This is a genomic window from Geomonas ferrireducens, from assembly GCF_004917065.1.
GTDB classification, from domain to species: Bacteria; Desulfobacterota; Desulfuromonadia; order Geobacterales; family Geobacteraceae; genus Geomonas; species Geomonas ferrireducens.
This window is the reverse complement of the sequence record NZ_SSYA01000001.1, coordinates 875,191-901,227: the sequence shown is the minus strand read 5'-3', so window position 1 is coordinate 901,227 and position 26,037 is coordinate 875,191. Positions and strand designations below refer to the sequence as shown.

Annotated in this window: 19 protein-coding genes; 11 read left to right on the top strand and 8 right to left on the bottom strand. The window is 62.2% G+C overall.

Annotated features, from left to right (window positions below; genetic code table 11):
• The gene (locus E8L22_RS03920) at positions 1-1,437 is read left to right on the top strand and encodes an HD-GYP domain-containing protein (RefSeq protein ID WP_136523934.1); all 1,437 of its coding nucleotides are present in this window, start codon (positions 1-3) and stop codon (positions 1,435-1,437) included.
• Here E8L22_RS03920 and E8L22_RS03915 read toward each other — a convergent pair whose 3' ends face one another.
• A complete protein-coding gene (locus E8L22_RS03915) occupies positions 1,438-2,034 on the bottom strand; it encodes a hypothetical protein (RefSeq protein WP_136523933.1) in 597 nt (198 codons plus the stop codon).
• A gap of 358 nt (positions 2,035-2,392) precedes the next feature.
• Here E8L22_RS03915 and E8L22_RS03910 point away from each other — a divergent pair, with 358 nt between their 5' ends.
• From E8L22_RS03910 to E8L22_RS03895, 4 genes are all read left to right on the top strand, one after another.
• Positions 2,393-4,444, top strand: a complete 2,052-nt coding sequence (locus E8L22_RS03910) for a serine protein kinase PrkA (RefSeq protein ID WP_136523932.1) — start codon at positions 2,393-2,395, stop codon at positions 4,442-4,444.
• A gap of 105 nt (positions 4,445-4,549) precedes the next feature.
• Entirely contained in the window at positions 4,550-5,911 is a 1,362-nt protein-coding gene (locus tag E8L22_RS03905; RefSeq protein WP_136523931.1) for a DUF444 family protein, read from the top strand.
• A 9-nt stretch (positions 5,912-5,920) separates the two neighbouring features.
• Complete coding sequence (locus E8L22_RS03900; protein WP_136523930.1) at positions 5,921-7,546, top strand: SpoVR family protein; 1,626 nt, start codon at positions 5,921-5,923, stop codon at positions 7,544-7,546.
• Between the two features lie 14 nt (positions 7,547-7,560).
• Positions 7,561-9,849, top strand: a complete 2,289-nt coding sequence (locus E8L22_RS03895) for a serine protein kinase PrkA (RefSeq protein ID WP_136523929.1) — start codon at positions 7,561-7,563, stop codon at positions 9,847-9,849.
• Between the two features lie 151 nt (positions 9,850-10,000).
• On the opposite strand, the gene E8L22_RS03890 is transcribed toward E8L22_RS03895, so the two are convergent.
• The 5 genes from E8L22_RS03890 to E8L22_RS03870 all read right to left on the bottom strand — a co-directional run bounded on the left by E8L22_RS03890 (position 10,001) and on the right by E8L22_RS03870 (position 14,505).
• The gene (locus tag E8L22_RS03890; RefSeq protein ID WP_136523928.1) at positions 10,001-11,182 is read right to left on the bottom strand and encodes a methyl-accepting chemotaxis protein; all 1,182 of its coding nucleotides are present in this window, start codon (positions 11,180-11,182) and stop codon (positions 10,001-10,003) included.
• 212 nt (positions 11,183-11,394) lie between these two features.
• On the bottom strand, positions 11,395-12,285 hold the full coding sequence (gene sucD, locus E8L22_RS03885; protein ID WP_136523927.1) for a succinate--CoA ligase subunit alpha: 891 nt from the start codon (positions 12,283-12,285) through the stop codon (positions 11,395-11,397).
• Positions 12,286-12,329: 44 nt separating this feature from the next.
• Positions 12,330-13,487, bottom strand: a complete 1,158-nt coding sequence (sucC, locus tag E8L22_RS03880) for an ADP-forming succinate--CoA ligase subunit beta (protein WP_136523926.1) — start codon at positions 13,485-13,487, stop codon at positions 12,330-12,332.
• Between the two features lie 210 nt (positions 13,488-13,697).
• Positions 13,698-14,024 (bottom strand): hypothetical protein, encoded by a 327-nt coding sequence (locus tag E8L22_RS03875; protein ID WP_136523925.1) that lies wholly within the window; start codon positions 14,022-14,024, stop codon positions 13,698-13,700.
• A gap of 19 nt (positions 14,025-14,043) precedes the next feature.
• Entirely contained in the window at positions 14,044-14,505 is a 462-nt protein-coding gene (locus tag E8L22_RS03870) for a DUF4124 domain-containing protein (protein WP_246044541.1), read from the bottom strand.
• 218 nt (positions 14,506-14,723) lie between these two features.
• Here E8L22_RS03870 and msrB point away from each other — a divergent pair, with 218 nt between their 5' ends.
• From msrB to corA, 5 genes are all read left to right on the top strand, one after another.
• Positions 14,724-15,239, top strand: a complete 516-nt coding sequence (gene msrB, locus E8L22_RS03865) for a peptide-methionine (R)-S-oxide reductase MsrB (protein ID WP_136523923.1) — start codon at positions 14,724-14,726, stop codon at positions 15,237-15,239.
• A gap of 236 nt (positions 15,240-15,475) precedes the next feature.
• Positions 15,476-16,081: a peptide-methionine (S)-S-oxide reductase MsrA gene (msrA, locus tag E8L22_RS03860; RefSeq protein ID WP_136523922.1), complete on the top strand. Its 606-nt coding sequence runs from the start codon at positions 15,476-15,478 to the stop codon at positions 16,079-16,081.
• Positions 16,082-16,117: 36 nt separating this feature from the next.
• Positions 16,118-17,836, top strand: coding sequence for a DNA polymerase/3'-5' exonuclease PolX (gene polX / locus E8L22_RS03855; protein ID WP_136523921.1), 1,719 nt, complete (start codon positions 16,118-16,120; stop codon positions 17,834-17,836).
• Between the two features lie 20 nt (positions 17,837-17,856).
• On the top strand, positions 17,857-18,327 hold the full coding sequence (locus tag E8L22_RS03850) for an EVE domain-containing protein (protein WP_136523920.1): 471 nt from the start codon (positions 17,857-17,859) through the stop codon (positions 18,325-18,327).
• 52 nt (positions 18,328-18,379) lie between these two features.
• Positions 18,380-19,444 (top strand): magnesium/cobalt transporter CorA, encoded by a 1,065-nt coding sequence (gene corA, locus E8L22_RS03845; RefSeq protein ID WP_136523919.1) that lies wholly within the window; start codon positions 18,380-18,382, stop codon positions 19,442-19,444.
• 6 nt (positions 19,445-19,450) lie between these two features.
• On the opposite strand, the gene E8L22_RS03840 is transcribed toward corA, so the two are convergent.
• Together E8L22_RS03840 and pepN are read right to left on the bottom strand one after the other, a co-directional pair.
• On the bottom strand, positions 19,451-22,171 hold the full coding sequence (locus E8L22_RS03840) for an EAL domain-containing protein (protein WP_136523918.1): 2,721 nt from the start codon (positions 22,169-22,171) through the stop codon (positions 19,451-19,453).
• Positions 22,172-22,263: 92 nt separating this feature from the next.
• The gene (gene pepN, locus E8L22_RS03835; RefSeq protein ID WP_136523917.1) at positions 22,264-24,906 is read right to left on the bottom strand and encodes an aminopeptidase N; all 2,643 of its coding nucleotides are present in this window, start codon (positions 24,904-24,906) and stop codon (positions 22,264-22,266) included.
• A 191-nt stretch (positions 24,907-25,097) separates the two neighbouring features.
• Between pepN and E8L22_RS03830 the strand changes: the two genes are divergently transcribed.
• Positions 25,098-26,003 carry a CopD family protein gene (locus tag E8L22_RS03830; protein WP_281282912.1) on the top strand — a complete coding sequence of 302 codons (906 nt, stop codon included), beginning with the start codon at positions 25,098-25,100 and terminating at the stop codon, positions 26,001-26,003.
• Positions 26,004-26,037 lie beyond the last annotated feature (34 nt).

Sequence of the window (26,037 nt, the reverse complement as noted above, 5' to 3'; positions counted from 1 at the left end):
GTGAACGTCGAGACAGACCGGGAACGTCTGGGAGCTGAAATGGCGCGGCTGGGAAAAACCCTGGTCTCGCACCTCTTCGTCCTTTTGAAGAATTGCGCCAATTACAGCCCCGGTCATGCGGCCGTCCTGCAGCGGGTGACGAACCTGCTAGCGGTGGTGCGGGAGATTGCCGGGAGAAGCGAGGACGCCTCTCTTCAATTGACCGGAGCGCATCTGTACCTGGGCGAGTTGCGGCTGAAACCGGACATCGCGAGTTTCGAGGGGCCCCGCTACATCATCGAGCTCATGCAGCGCCACCAACTCGGGAGGATCACCTTCGCTCCCGACGTGAGCGCGGACGACGTGCAGCGTCTCGCATACCTGTTGCGTGAGCCGGAAACCGGCGACGACCCGTACCAGCGGTTCCTGGATGCCGTCAAAGAGCGGGGGATCACCGGGCTGGAGTTCGATATCCTGCGTGCGGAAGAGGTGCTGACCATCTCGACGCGGCAGCGCCGGGTGAGGGGAGGGGGACACACCGCCCGCCCGCTGTACCGAAAGCTCCTGGCGACGATGGATGAGGTTGCGGCAGAGGTGGCTTCCGGGCGCCGTCTGCGCCTCAGGGAGTCGAAGCGCGTGGTACAGCAGGTGATCGACCTCCTCTACACCCACGAGGCCGACCTTTTAGGGCTGAGCACAATGCGTTCCCACGACCGCTCCAGCCAGCACCACGCCGCCAACGTCTGCATCCTCTCCCTCGTCATGGGCAAGCGCCTCGGGATGAACAAGTTCCATCTCTGCGAGCTTGGGCTTGCCGCACTCTTCCACGACATCGGGTACTGCGATCTGCCGCCTGAATTGCTGGACAAGCCGGGGGAGCTTACCGCCGAGGAGCGGGAGGTGATGGAACGGCATCCCCTGTACGGGGTGAGGAAGGTGATGAACCTGAAGGGGCTCGACGAACTTTCCGCCCGCATCATCACGGGGATCTTCGAGCACCACCTGATGGCGGATTTCTCGGGTTACCCGCGGGTCGGGTACCGGAAACTGGGGCTTTTGGGGCGCATCATCAGCATCGCGGACAGCTACGACGGCCTTACCTCATCACGGGTGAGCGGCAGGAACGCCTATCCCCCCCATAAGGCACTCAGGGTGATGCTTTCCCAGAGCGGGAGATCCTACGATCAGGCGCTCTTGAAACTCTTCGTCGGCTGCGTGGGGATCCACCCGGTCGGCTCGCTTCTCCTGCTCGACGGCGGGGAACTGGCCGTGGTGGTCGGCAACAGCGAGGACCCCGCGCAGTGGGACAACCCGCTCGTGCGTATCATCGCCGCTCGCAGCGGTGAGTGGGTGGAGGGGGGAGAGGTGGTCGCTCTTGGCTCCCCCGGCTCCCCCCAGACCGTTACCGCCACGCTCGACGCCTACCACTACGATCTGGACGTGAGCAGGTTTTTCTAGCTAGTCGTAGACCACGACCAGCTTCGGAGGCGTTAAGTTCGATTCGCTGAGTTCCACCAGCCCCTGGACGTTGAAGTCGCGGTTCTCCAGGACGCGGAGCTGGAAGTCGTCGAAACCTCGCCGCTGGGCCTCGCGCATCAGGGATGTGACGTTGAAGGATACCTGATTGAAAGCGTTTGGGGCCGGCAGGGTGTACAGGGACGAGGCGTAGACGGTGAGCCCCTCCTCGTAGTAAGACGGGAGTAGCCCGGACGACGGCTGGAAGGAAACCAACTCCATTTCCAGCGGGATGTCGTCGGTGGGCGGAACGAGCGTAAAGGTCAACGTCGCCGAATGTATGAAGGCATCCAAGGGGATGGCATTCAGCGGAAAGCTCAGGAATCCCCGGTACTCTCCGGTGCTGGTCACCCCTGTCAAAACGGTTGACCCCTGCGCAACTATGCGAGGGTCGCCGTTTAGCGGCTCAAAAATATCACCGTCGACGTTCAAATCGCTCGCAATGGTCGTTTCCAACACCGGCCTGTCGCTTCCACCACCACATCCGGCCAGTGCAACAAGCACCGCCGCCAGCACCAGCCATAAAATCTTCCTCTTCATTTAGACCTCCTTTTCTTCATCCCAATTAGAGTCCCCCCCCAGGTGGAACACGCAAAATCCTACCAGACGAAACGGAAAATAAAAGACGGCGCCGGGGTCGCCATGAGCACTTTTCGGTTTAAGGGGGCAGCTTGCACAAACCTCAATGCCGGGTACAATACCTTGGCTAAATTCTAATGTAAACGCCGAAGTGCAGGCATTAACAGCGGGACGGGGAGCTGCCGTGCCGCCGCTTGCCCCCCCGGGGGCTCTCCCCTAAAGACTTTGCAAAAGTAAAGGGGGCGGGGGTATAATTTTTTTGGATATCAAAATCAATTAAAACGGAAAAACCGCAGCTTAACAAAACGCGGAGGGAACCATGACAGCGAAGAACGAAACGCTCCGTCAGCACCTGGCCGCCGTCAAGGCGGGAGAAAGGGTATTCGAAAACGCCTTCCAGGGGATCATCCGGATGATCCTGGAGCCGGGGTTCGAGAAGGTCGTCGTTAACGGCAAGACGACCTACGACTTCAACATCTTCCGGACCGGTCGCAAGCACACCATCGGCATGTACGACGAGATCAACAGCTTCGTCTCCTTCGTGAAGGACGCGGCCGAAGGGGGCTCCAGCAAGGAGATGGCGTTCGTACTGGTGGGGGAACCTGGCAACGGCAAGACCTTCTTCGTGGAGTTTCTCTGCGGCAAGTACCGCAACTTCCTGCAAGGTCGCAACCGGAAGTACAGCTTCAGGTTCCTGAACATGGAACAGATGGGGAACTACGGCCGCATCCGGGAGATCGACTCGGAGACGTACGAGGATCCTATGATCCTTGCCATGAACCTCTTCGAGGACCCGGAGGAGAGCCGCCGCTTCATCGGCGAGCAGGGGTTCTCGGAGGTCGAGCTGGACAACCTGTACCGGAACTACCGGCCACTCGGCGCGAGTACCGGCTATATCCTCAATGAGATCCGGATGCACCACGATAACGACATCGAGAAGGTGCTCGACTCGATTGCGGTGCTCCCCGTCCCGATGAGCGAGAGCCTCGGCACGCTGACCGGCAAGTACCCGGCCAAGGACAAGATCACCTCTTCGGCGGTCGACCTCTTGGGTGAGGAGTCGATCCAGCGCCTGTTGCACCTCTCCGACACCAACAACCCGTACCGCTTCGACCTGCGTCGCGGCGCACTGGCCCGCGTGGCCGGTGGCGGCATCCACTTTTCGGACGAGATCTTCAAGAATAAGAAGGACCTGGTACAGGTGTACCTCGGCGTGATCCAGAACCGCGCCATCGAGATCGACGGGTACAAGTGGCCCATCGATTCCATGATCATCGCGACGAGTAACAACTCCGAGTTCAACCGGTTCCTGGCCGAGAAGGAGGAGGCGCCGATCGTCGACCGTTGCCGCATCTGCTACGTCTCCCACAACACCAACTACCGGATGCAGGAGGGGCTCACCGCCTACGCCATCGGCGGCGAGTCGAAGACCACCCTCACGAAGGAAGAGCTGCACCAGGACCCGAACCTGAACTACGCGGCTTCGGTGGGGGTCGTGCTGACCAGGCTCCCGAGATCGGAGAAACTCACCCCGATCGAGACGATGAAGCTCGCCGCGGGCGAGGTGGCCGGCGAGAAGAGCATCAAGGCGCTCGCCGAGGTGATCGACACCCTTGGGCAGGAGCCGGACATCACCAAGCGCTTTGGGCAGCGCGGGCTCGGGCACCGCAGCCTCGGGAGGAGCATCCAGATTTTGAAGGAGAGCTCGGAGACCAACGAGGGGCGCTGCATGGTCGCCTACGACGTCTTCAAGAGCCTCGAGCGGGTGGTGCTTGACTACGTGGTCGAGCCGAACGAGCGGGCCAAATACCTGGAAGACCTGAAGACCGGAAAGAAGCTCTACCGCGAACGGATCATGACCGAGATGTTCAACGCCTACATGGACGAGCCCTTCGCGATCAAGAAGGACGTGCAGAACTACGTCAACATGATCATCGGCATAGACGCCGAGAACCTCGGGCCGGACCGGATGTGGAAGTACAAGGATCCGCAGACCGGCGAGCTGAAGGCGCTGAAGATCGACGAGCGCTACGTGAAGAGCGTAGAGGAGCGCATCGGTCTCAAGACCGAGGAGCAGCGCGCCTCGTTCCGGACCTCGATCCGGAAGATCTACGGCCAGAAGATCTCGGTAGACCCGAGCTACGACTTCATGGACAACCTGGAGCTCGTTAAGGCGGTCACCGACGTGCGGCTCAAGTCCGACATCGCCGGGGCGGGAAGCCTCATCGGGGCGCTTGCCAACCGGACCAACGAGGAGAACCAGAAGCTCTACGACAGGATGATCGTGACCATGCTGGGGAAACTCGGCTACTGCCGCACCTGCGCCCAGAAGACCATCGAGTACTTCTGCACCCAGGAGGATGAGAGCTAGCTCGGGCGTTGCCGCGAAGAGACGACCCCTCTCCCGAAGGGCGAGTGAATGGACAAACGTAGGGGCGAATGATCTTCGCCCGCCTTTTAAAAGGCCGATGACGCCATGAAAGATCCTCAAAAATACCTCGAAGAGCTGAAGGCCAAGGGGCTCGAGCCGGAGCGCGAGGAGCGCTTCAGGGAGGAACTGCGCGTGACGAGGGAATTCCCATCAGGCCGCGGGCGCGGTCCTTTCCCGGACTTTTCCCGCAGCCTCTACGCCTGGCACGACCTCGCCGTCCTCATGGGGCAGGAGCGGGTGCCGAACCCGTACCAGCTCCACATGAAGGCCCTGGACGAGCTTCTGGAAAGGGACCGGCAGCGCGAGAAAGACGGCTTCCCCCGCAAGATCAGGGTGGGGCGCCTCATCAAGCCTGGCAAGGCGGGTAAAGGTAAGATCGTCGTCGTTCCCTCGACGGAAGAGGAGAAGTTCCTCCACGACCCGACTATCCGCCCTCCTGGTGAGGGTGGCTCCACCGGCGGCTCCGGCAAGGGCGAGGAAGGGGAGGTAATAGGCGAGCAGAAGGTGCGCGAGACCGGTGAGGAACCGGGGCAGGGGCCCGGGCAGGGCGAGGGGGAGGCCCACGAGATGGGCGCCTCGGCCTACGAACTCGGGCGGGTGCTTACCGAACAGTTCCAGCTCCCGAACCTGAAGGAGAAAGGGAAGAAGCGCTCCTTCACCCGCTACATTTACGAGCTCACCGACCGCAACCGCGGCTCCGGGCAGGTGATGGACAAGAAGGCGACGCTGAGAAAGATCGTCGAGACCAACATCTCGCTCGGCAACCTTCCCGACCCCTCCGACCTCGATCCCACCCGTTTCCTCATCTCGCCACGGGACAAGGTCTACCGCATCTTCTCACAGGAGAAGGACTACGAGCCGCAGGCCATGGTCTTCTTCCTGCGCGATTACTCCGGATCCATGGCGGGCAAGGTGACCGAGCTCGTGGCGACCCAGCACGTGATGATCTACAGCTGGCTTTTGTACCAGTACGCGGGGCAGGTCGAGTCCCGTTTCATCCTGCACGACACCGAGGCGAAGGAGGTGCCGGACTTCGACACCTATTACAATTCGCGCGTGGCGGGGGGGACCGAGGTGGCGAGCGCGTACCGCCTGGTGAACGAGATCGTGGAGAAGGAAAATCTCGCCGCCGACTACAACATTTACGTATTCCACGGCACCGACGGCGACGACTGGGACACCGGCGGCGACAAGTCGATTCCCGAGCTGGTTAAGATCCTCAGCTACGTAAGCCGCATGGGGGTCACCATCGCCGAACACGCCGGGACGCAGTGGACCGAGGTGGCGCGCTACCTCGAGAACTCCGGGCTTTTGCGGGACAAGCCCGACCTTTTGCGCATGGACATCATGCACGAGGACGCCGAGGAGGCGCGAGTCATCGAGGGGATCAAGAGGCTCATCTCGTAAGAGGCAGTCATGGAACTCATCAACCAACATACCAAAGCGATCATGGAAGGGTGCAAGGAGAGGGCGCGGGCCGCAGGGCTCACCTTCACCGACGAGAGCCTCGAGTACATCGTCACGAATCGCGACCTGATCGAGCTCTCCCCTAAGGTAATGATCCCGACGCTCTACGACTACTGGGTGCACGACGTCGAGGTGCTCCGGGGCAAGGGGGAGTACGAGCTCTACCCGCACAACCCCTACGAGACGGTGATCAACACCCGTCCCCCAATCTCCTTCTACAACGATAACAACCCGGACTGGCTCAACGTGATGATCTTCTATCACGTGCTCGGTCACATCGACTTCTTCCAGAACAACCTCTACTTCCGCCACACCTGGGAGTACGACTTCACCGGCCAGGCCCTTTCCGACAAACGGGTGATCGCGAAACTGAGGGCGGAGAAGGGGCGTTGGGTCGACTACATCCTGGAATTCGCACGCTCCATCGACAACCTTGTGGCCTACCACGACGAGCTCTCACCGCTCTTCGCGGCGCCGGAAGCGGCCACCTCTAGTCGGCTCGACTACTACTTCGACGTATTCCTCCAAGTGGAGAAAAAACTCCCGGTGGGGGACTACCTGAAGGAGGTGGCGCGTTACAACGAGGCCATCGCTCAGAACAGGGAAGAGGGGGAGCGCATCTTCTTCGCCGAGGTGACCGCGAAGTACCCGGAGATGGAGGCGCATTTCGCCAAGGCGCAAAACGTTAAAAGGGTGGAGCGCCGCGACCTCATGAAGTTCCTGATCGAGAACTCGGAGTTCCTCTCCCGGGATGAGAACCAGTGGATGCGCAGCGTGCTTGAGGTGGTGAGAAAGACCTCGATCTTCTTCCAGCCGCAGATCCGCACCAAGATCATGAACGAGGGGTGGGCGAGCTACTGGCACGAGAAGCTCTTCCTCGTGGACGACCGCATCAAGGGACACGAGGTGGACTTCGCCCGCGTCCACGCCGGGGTCACCTCGATGCCGCGAGTGGGGATGAACCCGTACGCGCTCGGCATGCGCCTCATGTACCAGTTGAAGGATGCGGGGGACAAGGGCAAGACCGGCTACGAGTTCGACCGTCTCTCGGACCGCGAGCAGAGGCGTCACTTTGACACCGAAGCCGGCAAGGGGGAAGAGTACCTCTTCAAGATCAGGAGCAACTACTGCGATTACCTCTTCATCAAGGACTTCGTGGACCAGGAATTCACCGACCGCTACGACCTTTTCGTGACCGGAAAGAGGCTCGACCCGCAGCGCATGGTCTGGCAGTACTACGTGAAGAGCCGGGACGCCAAAGAGTATCGCGACATGGTGCTCGCCTCGCTCTACCATCCCCCCCACATCGAGATCGCGCCGGAACGAGGCGAGGAGGGGAGCCTTTACCTGGTGCACCACTTCGAGGGGAAGCAGCTCGTCTCGGAATACATCGCCAACACCATGGTCGGGATCGAATACCTTTGGGGGGCGCCGGTGCAGCTCGAGACGAGCGAGGCGCACATCGAGCAGCCGCGCGGCGGCGCCGGGCGTGAAGGGGTGGAAGAGGCGGATATCACCTGGCAGCGTGTGGTCTACACCATGAAAGACAAGGTTCTCAGCCGGCAGGTACTGTGACAGGCGGATAAGCTATGCCAGATCTAGAGACAGTCATAAAGCAGTTGAGCCGCACCATCGTCGAGCACAAGAAGGCGGCGTACATGTCGTTCGAGGAGTATATGCGTCTCGCCACGGAGCAGCCGGAACGGGTGATGCGCAACATCTTCCAGCTTTTCCACGACATGGTGCAGAGTTACGTGAACGAAGGCAACGACGAATATCCGGAGGACCCGGAGTCGATCAACTTCGTCCCGTACGATACCGGGAAGCTCTTCGTGCGCGAATCCGACCGCCCGTTCTTCGCCGATCGCCTCTTCGCCAACCGCTTCATGAACCACGTGGCCGCCATGAAGAGCGGGGCGCGCCAGAACAAGATCTACATCTTCGAGGGGCCGCCGGGTTCCGGCAAGAGCACCTTCCTGAACAACCTGCTGATGAAATTCGAGGAGTACGCGAGCACCGAAGAAGGTAAGACCTACGAGGTGGTGTGGCACCTGGACCGCCGCGTGCTGGGGAGCTTCAAGGAGCACCAGGTGAGCGCCTTCGTCGAGAAGCTTTCGCACCTTCTGGACGAGTACGAGCTGGAAACCCACGACCACATCGATCCGCGGGCCCTATTGCGCGGCGGCGACGTCGTCGAGGTCCCCTGCCCGTCGCACGACAGCCCGCTCCTCATGATCGACAAGGCGCAGCGCCGGGCCTTCTTCGACGACCTGTTCCAGAACGATTCCTTCAAATGGAAGCTCTTCACCGAGAAGGAGTACGACTGGGTCTTCCGCGACTCGCCATGCACCATCTGCACCTCCATCTTCCAGGCCCTTTCGGCGCGGCTCCAGGACCCGGCCGAGATCTTCAGCATGATCAAGGTGCGTCCCTACCGCTTCAACCGCAGGCTCGGCGAGGGGATCACAGTCTTCAACCCCGGCGACAAGTCGATGAAGCAGAACATCCTCACCAACGACATGCTGCAGAGGAAGATCGACCTCCTTCTTGGGGACAGCAACGAGGTGAAGTACCTCTTCTCCAACTTCGCCAAGACCAACAACGGCATCTACGCCCTCATGGACGTGAAGTCGCACAACGCGGAGCGGCTTCTCGAGCTGCACAACATCATCAGCGAGGGGATCCACAAGGTCGAGGACATTGAGGAGAACGTGAGGAGCCTCTTCATCGCTCTCATGAACCCCGAGGACGAGCGGAGCATCGAAGGGGTGCAGTCCTTCACGGACCGCATCGAGTTCATCAATATCCCCTACGTCATGGACCTGAACACCGAGGTGGAGATCTACCGCAACATCTTCGGCAAGCACATCGACACGAGCTTCCTGCCGAGGGTCCTGCACAACTTCGCCCGGGTCATCATCTCCACCAGGATGAACGTGAAGTCCGATGCGCTTTTGGAGTGGATCGGCGACCCCGAGAAGTATCGGCTTTACTGCGACGAGAACCTGCAGCTCCTGAAGATGGAGATCTACACCGGCCACATCCCCGACTGGCTCTCGGAAGACGACAGGAAGAGGCTGAACGCGAAGCGGAGGAAAAAGATCATCGCCGAGAGCGAGCACGAAGGGGACCACGGCTTCTCGGGGCGCGAGTCGATCAAGATCTTCTCCGACTTCTACGCCGCCTACGCCCGCAAGGACAAGATGATCAACATGAACAACCTGTCCACCTTCTTCACGAGATGGCACAAGGAGCTCAAGGAATCGATCCCGGACGGCTTCATGGAGAGCCTCGTGCACAACTACGACTACGTGGTGCTCCAGGAGGTGAAGGAGGCGCTCTATTACTACAACGAGGCGCAGATCGAGCGCGACATCCTGCATTACATGTTCGCGGTGAACTTCGAGCCGGGCGCCGTAGAGGTGTGCCGCTTCACCGGTGAGAAGCTCGAGATCACCGAAGAGTTCCTGGCCGCGATCGAGCGGCGCCTCTTGGGGGCGAAGGTAGAGGACGAGGCGCGTCTCGCCTTCCGTCAGGAGACCCAGCGCGAATACACCGGCCGCACCCTGACGCAGGAGATCATGGTCGAGGGGAGAAGGGCCCAGGAGACCCAGCTATTCCAGTCGCTGCATGACCGCTACGTCTTCAACCTGAAGGAAAAGGTGCTCGAGCCGTTCCTCGAGAACGCCAACTTCCGGCGCGCCATCAAGGACTTCGACACCGAGGCCTTCAAGACCTACGACAAGAGGATCCGGGACGACGTCACCTTCCTGATCAACAACCTGAGCTCCGAAAAGTTCAAGTACACCAAGCAGTGCGCCAAGGAGATCTGCGTGTACGTGATCGACAACGACCTGGCCCGCAAGTTCCATGTGTAGTCAATTGACAATGGACCATTGACATTGACAATGCGACGGCAGCTTTGGCTGAATAAACAAACAAGGGGGATGACTGCAACGCCTTTAGGCAGCGGTCATCCCCCTTCTTTGTTGCTTCGGCTTTTCGTTCTCAATTGCCCATCGTCAATCGTCAATTGGTTTTGAACCGGTTCACCATCTCCTGCAGCGATTGTGCGGAGCGGGCGAGTTCCTCGGCGGCGCAGGCCGACTCCTGGGCTCCGCTCGCCGTCTCACGCACCACATCCATGATCTGCCGCATGCTCTCGGAAATGTCGTTGGTCGTCGCGGACTGCTCCTCGGCGGCGGTGGCCACCTGGGATACGTCGTCCAGCAGCGGGGTTATCTGCTCCTTGATGGTGCCGATGGCCCGGCTGGAGTGATGCACGTCCTCCGTCCCGCTTCTGACGCTCGTCGCACTCCGCTCCATGAGCCCCACCACGTTTCGCACGTCACCCTGCAGCGATGCGATGATGGTCTGGACTTCCCTGGTCGACGAGGTGGTCCGCTCGGCGAGCCTTCTCACTTCGTCGGCCACGACCGCGAAGCCACGCCCCTGCTCGCCGGCGCGCGCCGCCTCTATGGCCGCGTTCAGTGCCAGGAGGTTCGTCTGGTCGGCGATGTCCTGGATGGCCACCACGATGTCGCCGATCTTGTCGGAGTTGGTCCCGAGGGCCTTCACCGCCTCGACGGTACCGGTAACCATCGTCTCGATTTCATCCATCACCGCGATCATCCGGGCGATGGTCTCTTCCCCTTTGCTGGTGGCGCTGTTGGTGCTACCGGCGCGCTCGGCCATCTTCTGGCAGCTTTCGGCGATATTGTTGCTCACCCCGGCCATTTCCCCGACCGCACTCGAGACAGAGTGCGACTGGTGCGAGGCATGCTCGGTTCCCTGGGCGATCATGGTGGAGGTGCTGCTCAGATCGTTGGAGGCGCTGGTCAGGTGATCGGCGGTTTGCTGAATCCCCGCTATCATGCCGCGCATCGAGCCTTGCAGCTTCTGCAGAGCACGCAGCATCTGGCTGATCTCGTTGCGGCGGTTGATAACGATTTCCTCGCTCAGGTCGCCTTGCGCCATGGTCTCCAAGTAGCCGACCGCCCTTACCAGCGGGGTTCTGATGGACCAAATGTTTATGCAGCCGAAGATGCCTCCCAGCACGATGAAAAGTGCGACGGAGCCGTACTTGATGATGATCGAGTCTGCCTGGGCCGCCCATGCTGCCGCAATGAGACAGAGGCTGTAGCAAAAGCACAAGAGGCTCAGCCTGAATTTGATAGTGAGGTTTAGGTAGTAGTTCCAGATTTGAGTCATGTCCATCTCCTTGCGTTGCAGCCGCTACCAGTGAAACAGTTCCTCACGCCTGTCCGCGATCCTTTAAGGGACATGGCTCTTATCGGGGGAGAAGGATCGAACTTGAACGTTTCTTCAACGATAACAATGAGGTTAGATAAAAATAATGCACAAAAAGGGGCACCCGGCCGATGCCGAGTGCCCCTGGTGTAAGTGTAACGTCGCCGGGTCAGTTACCCTTTTCCCTTCCCTTTCGCCGCCATCGCCATCTGCATTGCCTCTCCCATCCTCGTCGGGCTCGATGCCACGATGACCCCGCACTCGGTAAGGGTGCGGATCTTGTCTTCGGCCTTTCCCTTGCCGCCGGTGATGATGGCACCGGCGTGCCCCATCCTCTTGCCCGGCGGGGCGGTCACCCCCGCAATGAAGGCGGCCACCGGCTTCTTCATGTTCTCCTGGATCCAGTGCGCCGCGTCTTCCTCCGCGGCCCCCCCGATCTCCCCGATCATGAAGACACCTTCGGTACCGGGATCTTCGTTGAAAAGCTTAAGCACATCGACGAAGCTCATGCCGATGATGGGGTCTCCGCCGATACCGACGCCGGTGGACTGGCCGAGACCGGCGTCGGAGAGCTGCTTCACCGCCTCGTAGGTGAGCGTGCCGCTGCGCGAGACGACGCCGATGCTCCCGGGCTTGTGTATATGTCCCGGCATGATGCCGATCTTGCACTCGCCGGGGGTGATGACGCCGGGGCAGTTGGGGCCGACAAGGCGCATCTTGCTTTGCTTGAGGATCGCCTTCACCGGTACCATGTCACGGACCGGGATCCCCTCGGTGATGCAGACCGCGAGTTCGAGCCCCGCGTCAGCCGCCTCGAGGATGGCATCCGCCGCGCCGGGGGGCGGAACGAAGATCATGGAGACGTTGGCGTTGGTGTACTTCACGGCCTCTGCCACGGTGTTGAAGACCGGGATCCCCTCGATGTGGATCCCGCCTTTGCCCGGAGTCACCCCTGCGACGATGTTGCTGCCGTACTCGCGGCACTGCTGGGTGTGGAAGAGCCCGCTGCGGCCTGTGATCCCCTGGACCACAATTCTCGAGGATTTATTTACCAGTATGGACATATCGCTATCTCCCTGAATTTGAATCCCTACCCGGGTTGGGGGAGCTATCCAAGCATACCTACGATCTTGGAGGCCGCGTCGCCCAGGTTGTCGCTGCACTGGACGTTCAGGCCGCTCTCGGTGAGGAGGCGTTTCCCCTCCTCGACCTGGCTGCCGTCCATGCGCACCACGATGGGGAGGGTGCAATTCACCTCGCCGGCCGCCTCGATGATACCGTGGGCGATCACGTCGCAGCGCATGATGCCGCCGAAGATGTTGACGAAGATCCCTTTCACGTCGGTGTCCTGCAGGATGATCTTGAAGGCCTCGGCGACCTTTTCACGGGTGGCGCCCCCCCCGACGTCCAGGAAGTTCGCCGGCTCGCCGCCGTACTCCTTCAGGACGTCCAGGGTGGCCATGGCGAGCCCGGCGCCGTTCACCAAGCAGCCGATGGATCCGGAGAGCTTTATGTAGGCGAGGTCGTATTTGCCCGCGTTGATCTCGAGCGGGTCGAGCTGCGAGTAGTCCATCATGTCGGGGTATTCGCGGTGCCTGAAGATGGCGTTGTCGTCGAAGGTGATCTTGGCGTCCATCGCCATGAGCCATCCGGCCCGAGTCACGACCAGCGGGTTGATCTCCACGAGCGCGCAGTCCTTCTCAAGGCAGACGCGGTAGAGGTTGAGGATCAGGTTCACGCAGTCCTCGCAGACGCTGCCGGAGAGCCCAAGTTGCAGGGCGATCCACCGCGCCTGGTAGGACCTGAGACCGGTGAAGGGATCGATGGTGAGGGTATGGATCTTCTCCGGGGTCTTGCTGGCGACCTCCTCGATCTCCATCCCCCCTTCGGCGGAGGCGATCAGGACGTAGCGGGAACTGCTGCGGTCGAGCGTTATGGAGAGGTAGAACTCGCGCGCGATGTCCACCGCCTCCTCCACGAGGATGCGGCGCACCTTGAGCCCCTCCGGACCGGTCTGCGGGGTCACGAGGGTCTTGCCGAAAAGCTCCTTCGCGTATTCCTGCGCCTGCTCGGGATGATGGATCAGCTTGACGCCGCCAGCCTTGCCACGTCCGCCGGCGTAGATCTGGGCCTTGACGACGCAGCGCCCTCCCATCTCTTTCGCGGCTCGTTCCACCTGGTCGGCGGTGAGCGCCACGCGGCCACGCGGGATAGGGATGCCGTACGCATTCAGTATCTCCTTGGCCTGATACTCATGAATGTTCATCACGATCTCCTCTGGTGCGGCTATGGATTTTCAGCGCATGCGGGGTAAGCGTCCGTTCCGCTTGCCTTTGCGGCGAAGCGGCATGTAGGACTTATCGGCAACCGCGGGTGGAATTTCAAATTAAGAGTAAATAGTAACACAGGTTTAAAAAAAAGGAGCCCGATGGGGCTCCCCTTTTGACCGCAGTCAGCGAACTATTCGGATGAAGTGCTAAGGCAAGGTCTGTAGCGAGCGGCGCACCTCGAAGCTTTCCGTCCCCCTGGTGCAGTGCAGCTCCACCTCCGAGACCGCCCTGAAGTTGCCGCCGGGATTTTTGCGCGCCGCCCTTGCCTGGCGTTCGCGCGCGATGATCTTGCATTGGGCGAGGACCGCGTTCACGTCGCTTCCGGTGACGTCTGCCACCTCGAAGCGGTGCTTGCGTGCCACGATTCCCTCCCCTTGGGTGCTGATGATGTTGCCGCGGCAAAAGAGTTCCTCGCCGCCGGCGGTGCCGGTCAGCAAAAGAAGCAGGATTGCCGGTGCCATGAGTCTCTTCATGAGTTTCCTCCGGGGCGTGTCACTCGTCCGCGGCGTTGATACGCGCCCTGCGGGCCGCCCGGCGTTCAGCGAAGCTGGTGGGGCGGCGAGAGGATGGCGTGGTTACCTGCGGCTGCGGTGCCGGCTGAGGCTGAGCTACAGCGGCCGGCCCGGGTGGGGGCGTCGCCGGTTGCCCGGCAGCGGCTGCGGCAGGTTCTGGTGACGGCGCTGCGGTAGGCGGTGCGGCAGGCTGGGCGGCCGCCGGAGCCGGCAGCGCCAGCGGCGCCCTTGCCGTGGCGGACGCCACCGGTTGCGCCGGTGCGGGGGGCTGTGCGGTGGCGAGCCCACCGAGCTTGCCCGTGGCCACGTCCAGAACCCGTGCCTTTTTCAGGTACTTCGCAGGGATCTCGTGCAGGCTGTTGGTGTAAAACCTGGTCCCCTTGTTGTCTTTCCAGGTGTAAATGTCGGCCGACGCGGTGGTGGCCGAGAACGTGAGCAGCAATAATGCCAGAAGCGCCTTCATCTTCCCTCCAGATGCTGACTTGCAGCGTTACCTATTATTCAGGATAAGCTCTCCCTGTTCAACCCCAAACTGGCATTACTCTTCGGCAAAGAGCGATGATTCTTCAGTCCGGAGCTGTCATGCAATATTTGACGCCGTATGTTATCCTGAGTCTGTGCAACTGGAGACGTTCCAACAGTGTAGAGGAGGCAGACGTCATGAAGAAGGCCAGACTGATAATCGGCTTTTTGTTCTTTCTGGCGACGGCACTAGGTATCGAGGCCGACGCCGCTTCCAAGCTCAAAGTGTACTCCGCGGAAAAGGGGAGTTATATCATGACTGACGAGGTAGTAAAGACCAACGCGGAATGGAAGAAGATACTAACCCCGGAGCAGTACCACATCCTTCGTGAGAAAGGTACCGAGCGTGCCTTCACCGGCAAGTACGCGACGACCCATGATCACGGCGTTTACCGTTGTGCGGGGTGCGGACTGGATTTGTTCAAGTCCGAGGACAAGTTCGAGTCCGGCACCGGGTGGCCCAGCTTCACCCGCCCCATCGCGGCGGAGAACGTGAAGACGGCGGTGGATAGAAGCTTCTTCTCCACCAGGACCGAGGTGCTCTGCCGCCGCTGCGGTGGTCACCTGGGTCACGTCTTCAATGACGGCCCGAAGCCGACCGGGCTGCGCTACTGCATGAACTCAGCGGCGCTGCAGTTCGTGGCCACCAAGTAGTTAAAGACGAAAAACGTAAAGACTCAACGCAAAGACGCGAAGCCGCTAAGGCGCAAAGAAAGGCTTTAATACGTTTAACAGGGATGAAGGGGATGAACAGGATAGAGGCTTTACACCTTGAAACACAGGAATGTAAACCATAGAGCCTTCGGGCTTGACCTTATCCCCTGTATCCCTTTCATCCCTGGATACTTCGCTTTTTGTCTGGCTTTGCGGCTCGTTTTGGAGAGACGACGATGAAAACTTTGACTGCAGTGACGCTAGCCTTCCTGTTCCTGCTGACGGCGGCGGGTTCGTTGCCGGCCGCCCCGTTGCAGAAGGCGACCTTCGCCGGGGGGTGCTTCTGGTGCATGGAGCACCCCTTCGATGAACTGCCGGGGGTGGTTTCCGTCACCTCCGGGTACACCGGCGGACATGCCAGGAACCCGACCTACGAGGAGGTTTCCGCAGGAGGCACCGGCCACGCCGAATCGGTTCAGGTCATCTACGATCCCGGGAAGATAAGCTACGACAAGCTCCTCACGCGCTTCTGGCACAACATCGACCCGACCGCCAAGGACCGCCAGTTCTGCGACGCCGGACACCAGTACCGCAGCGCCATCTTCTATCACGACGAGGAGCAGCGCCGTCTGGCGCTCAAGTCCAAGCAGGCACTCGAGGCGAACAAGCCGTTCAAGGGGACGATCGCGACGGAGATCGTGCCGGCGACCGAGTTTTATCCGGCTGAGGAATATCATCAGCACTATTACAAGAAGAACCCGTTGCGGTACTCTTACTACCGTTTGAGCTGCGGCCGGGACCACAGGCTGAAGGAGCTTTGGGGCGACCAGGCCGGGCGCTGATCCGACGACGGTGACGGAAACCGGTTGGAGGTCCATATGAAAAACCGCGAGATAGCGCGGATCTTCGATGAGATCGCCGACATCATGGAGATCCGGCAGGACAACATCTTCAAGATCAGGGCCTATCGCAGGGCGTCCTTGAACCTGGAGGGGCTGAACCGCGACCTCGCCCAGATGACGCACAAGGAGCTCCTGGAGATCCCGGGTGTGGGTGCGGACCTCGCGGCACGCATAGAGGAATACCTGCAGACCGGGAGCATGGCCTACTACGAGCAACTGAAGCAGGAGATCCCGGCGGGGGTCTTCAACATGCTGGCCGTCCCGGACTTGGGCCCCAAGACCGCCAAGGCGATTTACGATGCGCTGCAGATAGCGAGCCTCGAGGAGTTGGAAAAGGCGGCTCTCGATCACCGCCTCACAGGCATCAAGGGGATCAAGCAGAAGACCGAGGAGAACATCCTCAAGGGGATCCAGGCGGTAAAGCGGGGACGCGAGCGCCAGCCGCTCGGGCGCATGCTGCCGGCGGCCGAGGAGCTGGTGGCGGCTCTAAGGGAGAAGGCGCCCGTCGAGCGCATCGAGGTGGCCGGGAGCATCCGGCGCCGGCGCGACACCATCAAGGACATCGACATCGTTGCCACCTCTCCCGATCCAGCGGCGGTCATGGAGGCCTTTCTCGGTCTCACGCAGGTGCACGACGTGATCATGAGGGGACCGACCCGGGCCAGCGTCACGATTCGGGAGGGGGTGCAGGTTGACCTGCGTGTGGTCGAGCCTGCCTCGTACGGCGCGGCGCTTGCCTATCTGACCGGGAGTCAGGCCCACAACGTGCGCCTGAGGGAGATGGCGCAGAAACGTGGGCTGAAGATCAACGAGTACGGCATCTTCCGCGAGGAGGACAACGCCCGGGTGGGGGGCGAGAACGAGGAGGACATCTACCGCCTGCTGGAGCTTTCCTTCGTTCCCGCCGTGCTGCGCGAGGACCAGGGTGAGATCGAGGCGGCGCTCAAGGGGCGGCTGCCGCGACTGATCACCGCACAAGACGTGAAGGGGGACCTGCACGTCCATTCACGGTGGAGCGACGGCGCCCACGGCATCGCGGAGCTCGTCGAGGCGGCCCGTCTCAGGGGGCTCTCCTACATCGCGGTTACCGACCATTCCCAGGGGCTCGGCGTCGCCCGCGGTCTCACCGTGGAGCGCCTCATGGAGCAGCAGGCGGAGGTCCGGGCGCTGAACCGGGAGCTGGACGGTTTCAGGGTGCTGCACGGCACGGAGATGGACATCCGCAACGACGGCTCCCTCGATTTCCCGGACGAGGTGCTGGCGGAGCTCGACGTGGTGGTGGCATCGATCCATTCCGGCTTCAACGGGACGAAGGAGGCGATGACGGCGCGCATCGTGGCCGCCATGCGCAACCCGCACGTGCACATCATCGCGCATCCGACCGGCCGCATCATCGGGGAGCGGGAGGGGTACCAGCTCGACATGGAAGAGGTGCTGCAGGTAGCGAAGGAGACCGGGACCGCCCTCGAGATCAACGCCTATCCGCTCCGGCTCGACCTGGAGGACCGCTACGTGCGCCGCGCGAAGGAGCTCGGCGTGAAGATCGCGATCAACACGGACACGCACGCGAAGCTGCAGTTCGAGACCCTGCCCTGGGGGATTTCCGTCGCGCAGCGCGGCTGGCTCGAGCGGGAGGACGTGCTCAACACGCTGTCGGCGGAGGAACTGCTGAAGCGGTTGAAAAGGAAGAAGTAACCAAGAAAGGAACATAAGACATGCCCAATTACTGGCTCTTCAAGAGCGAACCCTCCAGCTTTTCCCTCGACGATCTCAGGAATCGTCCCGACGCCACCGAGCATTGGGACGGGGTCCGCAACTTCCAGGCGCGCAACTTTCTGCGCGACCAGATCAAGGTCGGTGACCAGGTCCTCTTCTACCACAGCAACATCGCGGAGCCCGCCGTCGTGGGGCTCGCCGAGGTGGTGCGGGAAGGGTATCCCGACTTCACCGCCTTCGACCCCGCAAGCAAGTACTTCGACCCGCGCAGCAATCCGGAAAAGCCGACCTGGTTCATGGTAGACGTTCGCTTCGTGCGCGAGTTGCCGAGGCCGGTGACCCTTGCGGAGCTGAAGACCGTCACCGAGCTTTCGGAGATGGTGCTTTTGAACCGCAGCCGTCTGTCGGTCCAGCCGGTGCGCAAGGAGGAGTGGGACAGGATCATGAAGCTCGCCGGTGTCGCCCCCTGAAGTACCACACGGACGTAGAACCTAGAACGTAGAACGTAGAACCGGGGTTTTCATGGCATCGATAAAGAAACGCTCGAAAAAGGCAGGCCTTGCGCCGGGCACGCTGATCCACATGGGGCGCGCCAAGGCGGGCGACACCAGGGTGGACATGGTGGAATACGACGCAACCCACCTCGAGAAGCACCATGTCGCTTCCCTGGACCGCTGCCTGACCCGGCCGGACGCCCCCACCGTCTCATGGATAAACGTGGAGGGGCTCTCCGACATCGAGGTGCTCAGACACTTCGGGAGCTGCTACGGCATTCATCCCCTGGTCCTGGAGGATATCCTTGCCACGGACCAGCGCCCGAAAGCCGCCGACTACGGCGACTACCTCTACGTGGTCTTGAAGATGATCGAACTGGACGACGCGACAGGGGAGATCAAGAGCGAGCAGGTGAGCCTGGTGCTGGGGCGGAACTACCTGATCTCCTTTCAGGAGGGGCTCGAAGGGGACGTGTTCGAGCAGGTCCGCAACCGGCTCGGCAATGAGAAGGCGCGGCTGCGGACCATGGGAGCGGACTTTCTGCTGCACGCCCTGCTGGACGTGATCGTCGATCACTACTTCCTGGTGCTGGAGAAGCTCGCCGACCGGATCGAGGACCTTGAGGACGAGGTGATCGACAACCCCGCCCCGGCCACGGTGCAGTCCATCTACCACCTGAAGCGGCAGATGCTCTTCCTGCACAAGGCCGTCTGGCCGCTACGCGAGGTGGTGAGCGGCCTGCAGCGGCGTGATTCCCGGCTCATCGACGACGCCACCGTCATCTACCTGAGGGACCTCTACGACCACACCGTCCAGGTGCTGGACACCCTGGAAACCCTGCGCGACATGCTGTCCGGCATGCTTGACATCTACCTCTCAAGCGTCTCGAACCGGCTGAACGAGGTGATGAAGGTGCTCACCATCATCGCCACCATCTTCATGCCGCTCGCCTTCGTGGTGGGGTGGTACGGCATGAACTTCAAACACATGCCCGAACTGGACTGGAGCTTCGGGTACCCGATGGTCTTCGTCCTCTGCCTCACCATTTCCGGCGGGATGCTCATCTATTTCAGAAAGAAGCGCTGGCTGTGAGGCGCCCTAGCGGCTTGAGTGCAGCAGCGCGTAGTGCCTGAACGCCTCTCCCACGTTCTCTTTGATGTCGTTCTCACCCCACGGTTTGTACATAACCTTGTAGACCGCCCCGAGGTTGACCGCATTGGTGATCGCGTTGATGTCGGCGTAGCCGGAGAGCATGATGCGCACCGTGTCCGGGTAGAGTTCCCTGGCGCGCCCGAGAAACTCGGCCCCGTCCATCCCGGGCATCTTGAAGTCGGAAAGGATCACCAAGACCCGGTTGAGCGACAGCAGTTCGAAAGCCTCCTCCGCGTTCCTTGCCGTCAGCACGTTGTATCCCTCATCAAGAAGCACCCGCTGCAGCGCCCCAAGAATCCCCTCGTCGTCGTCCACCACCAGCACCGTTTTTTCCGGGCATGCGGCTCCGGGCTCCTGGACCTGGATGTGTCTTTGTTCCGTGAGGAGCCTTTCGAACTCACCCGCCGGGACCGGCTTGCTGAGGAAGTACCCCTGGATCTCGTCGCACCCCTGGCTCTTTAGGTAGTTCAGCTGCCCCTGGGTCTCAACCCCCTCGGCAATCACCTTGAGGTGCAGGCTGTGCGCCATGGCGATTACCGCCTTGGCGATGGCAGCGCTGTCTGGATCGCGTGTTATGTCCCGCACGAAGGACTTGTCGATCTTTAGCTTGTCGAAGGGGAAGCGCTTAAGGTAACCGAGGCTTGAATAGCCGGTCCCGAAGTCGTCCATGGCGAGGGTGAGCCCCATCTGCTTCAGCTCCCCGAGCACCGCGGCGACCCGAGTCGCATCCTGCATCACCATCCCCTCGGTGATCTCCAGTTCGAGCAGGTGTGGTTCGAGCCCGGTCTCGACGAGAACCTGCGCCACCGCCGCCGCTATGTCATGCTGCCGGAACTGGCGCGGCGACAGGTTGACCGCCACGGGGGGGGACGCTATCCCGGTGTCACGCCAGGCGCGGATCTGGGCGCAGGCCGTCTTCAGCACCCAGGCCCCGATCGGAAGGATGAGGCCGGTCTCCTCGGCAAGCGGGATGAAGGTGTCGGGGGGGACCACCCCGAGCTCCGGGCTGTGCCAGCGTAAAAGCGCCTCCATCCCGACCACGGCGCCGGAGGAGAGGCTTGCCTTGGGCTGGTAGTAGACGACCAGCTCATGGCGCTCCAGGGCGTGGCGCAGGTGGTTTTCCAAGGTCATGCGGGCGAGGGATCTCGCGTTCATCTCGCCGGTGTGGAATTGGAAGTTCTGGCGCCCCAGTTCCTTGGCGCGGTAGAGGGCTGCCTCGGCGTTGCGCAAAAGCGTCGGCGCGTCCTCGCCGTCCCTGGGATGGACGGCGATGCCGACGTTCGCCGTGACCGCTACCTCCCGTCCCGCAAGCCGTATGGGGCGGGCCACTGCCTCCTGGAGCTTGCCGGCGATGAGGGCCGCGTTGTCGGAGGCGGCTGGGTCCGAGATCAGTACCACGAACTCGTCGCTGTCGCGGCGCGCCACGGTGTCTTCGGCCCTGACGCAGCCGGCCAGGCGTTCGGCGATCACCTTGAGCAGGCGATCCCCCTCGTCGTGGCCGACGGCGTCGTTCACCGCCTGGAAGCTGTCCAGATCCAGCATGAAAAGCGCCACCTCGCGCCGCTCCCGGCGGGACATGAGCAGCGCCTGGCGCATGCGGTCGGCGAGCAGGTTGCGGTTCACGAGCCCGGTCAGGAGGTCGTAGCTCGCCTGGTATTCGAGCTGCTCCTCGTAGCGCTTGCGCTGGGTGATGTCCTCGAGGGACTCGATCACCGCCAGCAGCTTCCCGCTGCCGGAGCGTACCGGTGCGGCGTCGAATACGATGTAGCGGTCCTGCCCGTTCAGGTTGTTGTACCACCCCTCCGCCTGGAGCCCTTCAGGGATGAGATGGGACTGCCGCACCGGGCCGCACTCCTCGCGCACCCTTTCCAGGTCGCCGGTGATCACGAGGTCGGCAAGAACCGGGGTGGGGGAGGGGTAGAAGGCTTGCCAGGCGAGGTCGGTCCCGACCATCTCTTGCGCCTTCCTGCCGGTCAGCTCCTCGCAGGCGCGGTTCCAGATCAGCACGCGGTGCTCGGGATCCAGCACGAAGATGGGGACGGCGCTTTGCTGCAGGAGGCTCCCCAAAAGAGCATGCTGTTCCTCGGCCGCGGCGAGCGCGCGCTTCAGCGCCCTGATGTCGCGGACTATCGCGATGAACTTCCCGCCGCGCGGCAGTTCCAGCTCTCCCACCGAGACCTCCACCGGGAGGAGGGTGCCGTCCCGGTGCCGCCCGCGGCTCTCGCCTGGAGGGCGCCGCCAGGCAAGGGGCGGTTCGCTGGGGGCGATTTCCGGCAGGACGAGAAGGATGTCGCGTCCCTCCATTTCGCCGGGAGCGTAGCCGAAGATGGTTTCGGCGGCGTGGTTCAGGGTGTAGATGGTCCCGTTAGCGTCGAAGATGATCACCGCTTCGGCGATGGAGCGAAGCACGGTCCGGGCCGTGACGGATTCCCGACGCGCGAGGAACTCCAGAGGACGTGCGATGAGCCACCATACCGCCGGGGCACTCAGGGCGGTAAGGAAAAGGGCGTCGGTGAAGACCGCGGGGAATCCGTCAAGGGAGGGGAACAGGTATGAAAGGAGGGACATCACCACGGATTCCGTGACGAAGGTGACCATGAGGAGCAGGCCGAGGACGGCCAGCGGCCGCGCGGTCAGCAGATTGTCTTGAGACGTGGTTGGTTTCATATGTCGGCCGATAAGCGGCTCCTCCGTCCAAAATGGTTCCGGATGAGTTACTTATCGGCCGCTTTTTCATTATCTGAAGGGGAGCATGAGTACTAGAGGCTCTTCTCGGCGAGCTCGTAGACGTCGCGGGCAAGTCCGGGTTCGGCCAGGATGCGCTCCAGCTCCTTCTTCATCAGCTCCTGGCGGGCGGCATCGAAGCGGCGCCAGCGGCTGAACGGGGTGAGCATGCGCGCGGCGATCTGCGGGTTGATCGCGTTCAGGCGCAGGATCTGGTCGCCGAGGAAGCGGTAACCCCGTCCGCTTACGTCGTGGAAACGGACCTGGTTCGCCTGGCTGAAGGCGCCGACCAGCGAACGCACCCGGTTCGGGTTGCGGATGTCGAAGTCGGGGTGCTCCAGGAGCGCGAGCACGCGGTCCAAGGTGTCGGGAAGACGCGAGGTCGCCTGCAGCGAGAACCACTTGTCGATGACGCCGCGGTCGCCGCGCCATTTGTCGTAGAAAAGTCCCAGCGCCTCCTCGCGCTCCGGGCAGGCGCATCCGGTCAGCGAGACGAGGGCGCCCAAGGTGTCGGTCATGTTGTCCGAGCGCCTAAGCTGCGCCATGCTCATGTCGATGGCATCCTGTCCGCCCGCCGCCATCAGGTAGGAGAGGCAGATGGTGTTCACCCTGCGGCAGCCGGAGAGCCCGTCGTCGGGGCGGTAGGGTGCGGTAGGCGCGCACTTTTGCCGCACGCGTAAAAGCTCGGCGGAAAGCCTTCCCCCCACCGTGGCGCGCACGAGCTCACGGGCGGCGTGGATCGCGGATGGATCGATCACCTCCATCTGCTCGGCGAGGTAGCTCTCGGAGGGTAGGGTGAGCGCTTCGGCGAGGAAGGCCCGGTCCTGGCGGTCGTCGTTCAGAAGCCTGCGGAACGACTCGATGAAGCTCTCGGAAACGCGCGCATCGCGTCCCGCCTGGAAGTCGGCGACAAGCCCCATGATCTGCTTGAGCGCCTGCACCTGTCCCGCCTCCCAGCGCACGAAGGGATCGCTGTCGCGGGTCATCAGGAGGGTGAGGTCATCGTCGCTGTAGGGGTAGTCGAGCTTCACCGGCGCGGAGAAGTTCCTGTTCAGCGAGGGGACCGGGCGGCTGGAAAGCCCCGTGAAGACGAAGCTCTCGGTCTCCCGGGTAAGTTCCAGCACCCGCTTTGTCCCGGACGGGGCGGCTTCACCTGCGAGCGTAAGCGGAAGTTCGTTCCCTTCGCGGTCCAAAAGTCCCATGACGAGCGGCATGTGGAAGGGCTTCTTCTCGGGCTGCCCCGGCGTCGGCGGGCAGCTCTGTTTGACGGTGAGGGTGTAGCTGCCGCTCCCCGCGTCCCAGGCGTCGGTCACGGTGAGGACCGAGGTGCCGGCCTGGTCGTACCAGAGCATGAACTGCGCGAGGTCGCGCCCGCCTGCGTCCGCCATCGCCTGCACGAATTCGTCGACCCGGACCGCCTGGCCGTCGTGCCGCTCGAAGTAAAGGTCCATCCCCTTGCGGAAACCCTCCCGGCCGAGCAGGGTCTCGAGCATCCGGATCACCTCGCCACCCTTGTGGTAGACGGTCATGCTGTAGAAGTTGTTGATCTCGACGTACGACTCCGGGCGCACCGGGTGGGCCAAGGGGCCGGCGTCCTCGGCGAACTGGGCGCTTCTGAGCCCCTTTACGTCGGCGATTCGCTTCACCGGGCGCGACTGCATGTCCGCGGAGAACTCCTGGTCGCGGAAGATGGTGAGCCCCTCCTTCAGCGAAAGCTGGAACCAGTCGCGGCAGGTGATGCGGTTGCCGGTCCAGTTATGGAAGTACTCGTGCCCGATCACCTCCTCGATCGCCATGTAGTCGTCGTCGGTGGCGCTCTCCGGGCTTGCCAGCACGTAGCGCGAGTTGAAGACGTTCAGCCCCTTGTTCTCCATGGCGCCCATGTTGAAATCGTCCACCGCGACCACCATGTAGACGTCCAGGTCGTACTCGCGGCCGAATTTCTCCTCGTCCCAGCGCATGGCGTTGGCGAGCGAGACGAGCGCGTGGCCGCACTTGTCCCGGTTTCTCTCCTCGACGTAGATCTCCAGCGTCACCTCGCGTCCGCTCATGGTCGTGAAGCGATCCGAGATGTGCACGAGGTCGCCGGCGACCACCGCGAAGAGGTAGCTCGGCTTCTTGAAGGGGTCGTGCCACACGGCGTAGTGGCGCCCGTCCGGCAGTTCCCCCTTCTCGACGAGGTTCCCGTTGGAGAGCAGGACCGGGCAGGCCGCCTTGTCCCCTCTGAGCGTCACGGTGTAGACCGCCATGACGTCGGGGCGGTCCAGGAAGTAGGTGATGCGCCGGAACCCTTCCGCTTCGCACTGGGTGCAGAGCATGGGGCCGGAGGCGTAGAGGCCGGAAAGGGCGGTGTTCGCGGCGGGGTTGATCCTGGTGGTCACCTCGAGGACGAAGCGCTCCGGCGGGGCGTCGATGACGAGCCTTTCCTCCTCGACCCGGTAGCGCTCAGGCGCGAGCTCGGCGCCGTCCAGCTTCAGCGAAAGCAAGGTCAGCTCCTCGCCGTCCAGCACGAGGGGGCGCGGAGTCGCGCCGCGCTCATGGTTGCTGCGCAGGGAGAGGCGCGAGACCACCTTGGTCTCTTCCGGATCAAGGTCGAACTCGAGCTCGACTGTCTCAACCAAGTAGTCGGGAACTGTGTAGTCTTTCTGATGGATGGTCTGGTGCCGGCACTGTGACATGATTTCCCTCTCAAGGTGGTATTTACGCTGGACAAGGGAGCTATTGTACCGACACGGCACTCTCTTTTCAACGCCCGGGCGCTCTTCGCGGGAGATTCCTGCCATAGCCCACATCCGTTCAAAGAGAAAACATCGCGGCGGGAATGGGCAAAAAGTTGACTTTACAGGTAGATGGAGATATACAGGTGCGCATGAAAAGAGCCCTCCTACTGATCCTTTTCCTTTCGTGCCTCTGGTGCGCGGCGCCCGCGTCGGCCACCGAAATCTACGCGCAGCAGACCGGCAAGAGCTGCAACGTCTGCCATCTCGACCCGGCAGGGGGCGGAGAGCTCACCGCGGCAGGCAAGGAATTCGCGGCCTCCCGTACCGCGAAGAGCGAAGCGCCCGCGATGGGGGGGGTCGCCAAGGTGGTCCGTTTCGCGGCGGGCTACCTGCACATGCTCACCGCCATCCTCTGGTTCGGCACCATCCTCTACGTCCACCTCGTGCTGAAGCCGGCCTACGCCGCAGGGGGGCTGCCGCGCGGCGAGGTCCGGGTCGGCGTTCTCTCCATGGCGGTCATGGGGGTGACCGGCGCGGTGCTCACCCACTTCCGCGTCACCTCGCTCGACATGCTGCTGCACACCCGTTTCGGGGTGCTGCTTCTGATCAAGATCTCCCTCTACCTGTTCATGGTTCTTTCCGCCACCTACGTGGTCCTCTTCATAGGGCCGAAACTCAAGGCGAAGCGGCGTGAACCGGTCGCCCTTCCCACCGGGAGCGAGCTGACCGTGGACGAACTCGGCTCCTTCGACGGCAAGGAGGGGCGTCCCACCTGGTTCGCCTACGACGGGAAGCTCTACGACGCGAGTGCCAGCCGCCTCTGGAAGCAGGGTGTGCACATGGGGCGCCACAACGCAGGCGAAGACCTGAGCGAGGCGCTCAAGCTCGCGCCGCACGGCCCGGAGAAGGTGCTCGCCATGCCGCAGGTCGGGACGCTTTCTTCCGGGGCCCGCAAGGCCCCCCTGCACGAGCGGGTCTTCTTCTTCATGGCCTACATGAACCTAAGCATCGTCTTCCTCATCGTGCTGATACTGTCGCTCTGGCGCTGGGCCTGACGCGGCTCCCGGCATGCCGGGACCAAGGAAACAC

Excerpts from the sequence above, each read along its gene's own strand:
- E8L22_RS03915 (WP_136523933.1), bottom strand. The coding sequence starts at position 2,034 with ATGAAGAGGAAGATTTTATGGCTGGTGCTGGCGGCGGTGCTTGTTGCA.
- pepN (WP_136523917.1), bottom strand. The coding sequence starts at position 24,906 with ATGTCACAGTGCCGGCACCAGACCATCCATCAGAAAGACTACACAGTT.
- E8L22_RS03910 (WP_136523932.1), top strand. The coding sequence starts at position 2,393 with ATGACAGCGAAGAACGAAACGCTCCGTCAGCACCTGGCCGCCGTCAAG.
- msrB (WP_136523923.1), top strand. The coding sequence starts at position 14,724 with ATGAAGAAGGCCAGACTGATAATCGGCTTTTTGTTCTTTCTGGCGACG.
- E8L22_RS03900 (WP_136523930.1), top strand. The coding sequence starts at position 5,921 with ATGGAACTCATCAACCAACATACCAAAGCGATCATGGAAGGGTGCAAG.
- E8L22_RS03905 (WP_136523931.1), top strand. The coding sequence starts at position 4,550 with ATGAAAGATCCTCAAAAATACCTCGAAGAGCTGAAGGCCAAGGGGCTC.
- E8L22_RS03890 (WP_136523928.1), bottom strand. The coding sequence starts at position 11,182 with ATGACTCAAATCTGGAACTACTACCTAAACCTCACTATCAAATTCAGG.
- E8L22_RS03830 (WP_281282912.1), top strand. The coding sequence starts at position 25,098 with ATGAAAAGAGCCCTCCTACTGATCCTTTTCCTTTCGTGCCTCTGGTGC.
- sucD (WP_136523927.1), bottom strand. The coding sequence starts at position 12,285 with ATGTCCATACTGGTAAATAAATCCTCGAGAATTGTGGTCCAGGGGATC.
- polX (WP_136523921.1), top strand. The coding sequence starts at position 16,118 with ATGAAAAACCGCGAGATAGCGCGGATCTTCGATGAGATCGCCGACATC.
- sucC (WP_136523926.1), bottom strand. The coding sequence starts at position 13,487 with ATGAACATTCATGAGTATCAGGCCAAGGAGATACTGAATGCGTACGGC.
- E8L22_RS03850 (WP_136523920.1), top strand. The coding sequence starts at position 17,857 with ATGCCCAATTACTGGCTCTTCAAGAGCGAACCCTCCAGCTTTTCCCTC.
- E8L22_RS03840 (WP_136523918.1), bottom strand. The coding sequence starts at position 22,171 with ATGAAACCAACCACGTCTCAAGACAATCTGCTGACCGCGCGGCCGCTG.
- corA (WP_136523919.1), top strand. The coding sequence starts at position 18,380 with ATGGCATCGATAAAGAAACGCTCGAAAAAGGCAGGCCTTGCGCCGGGC.
- E8L22_RS03875 (WP_136523925.1), bottom strand. The coding sequence starts at position 14,024 with ATGAAGAGACTCATGGCACCGGCAATCCTGCTTCTTTTGCTGACCGGC.
- msrA (WP_136523922.1), top strand. The coding sequence starts at position 15,476 with ATGAAAACTTTGACTGCAGTGACGCTAGCCTTCCTGTTCCTGCTGACG.
- E8L22_RS03895 (WP_136523929.1), top strand. The coding sequence starts at position 7,561 with ATGCCAGATCTAGAGACAGTCATAAAGCAGTTGAGCCGCACCATCGTC.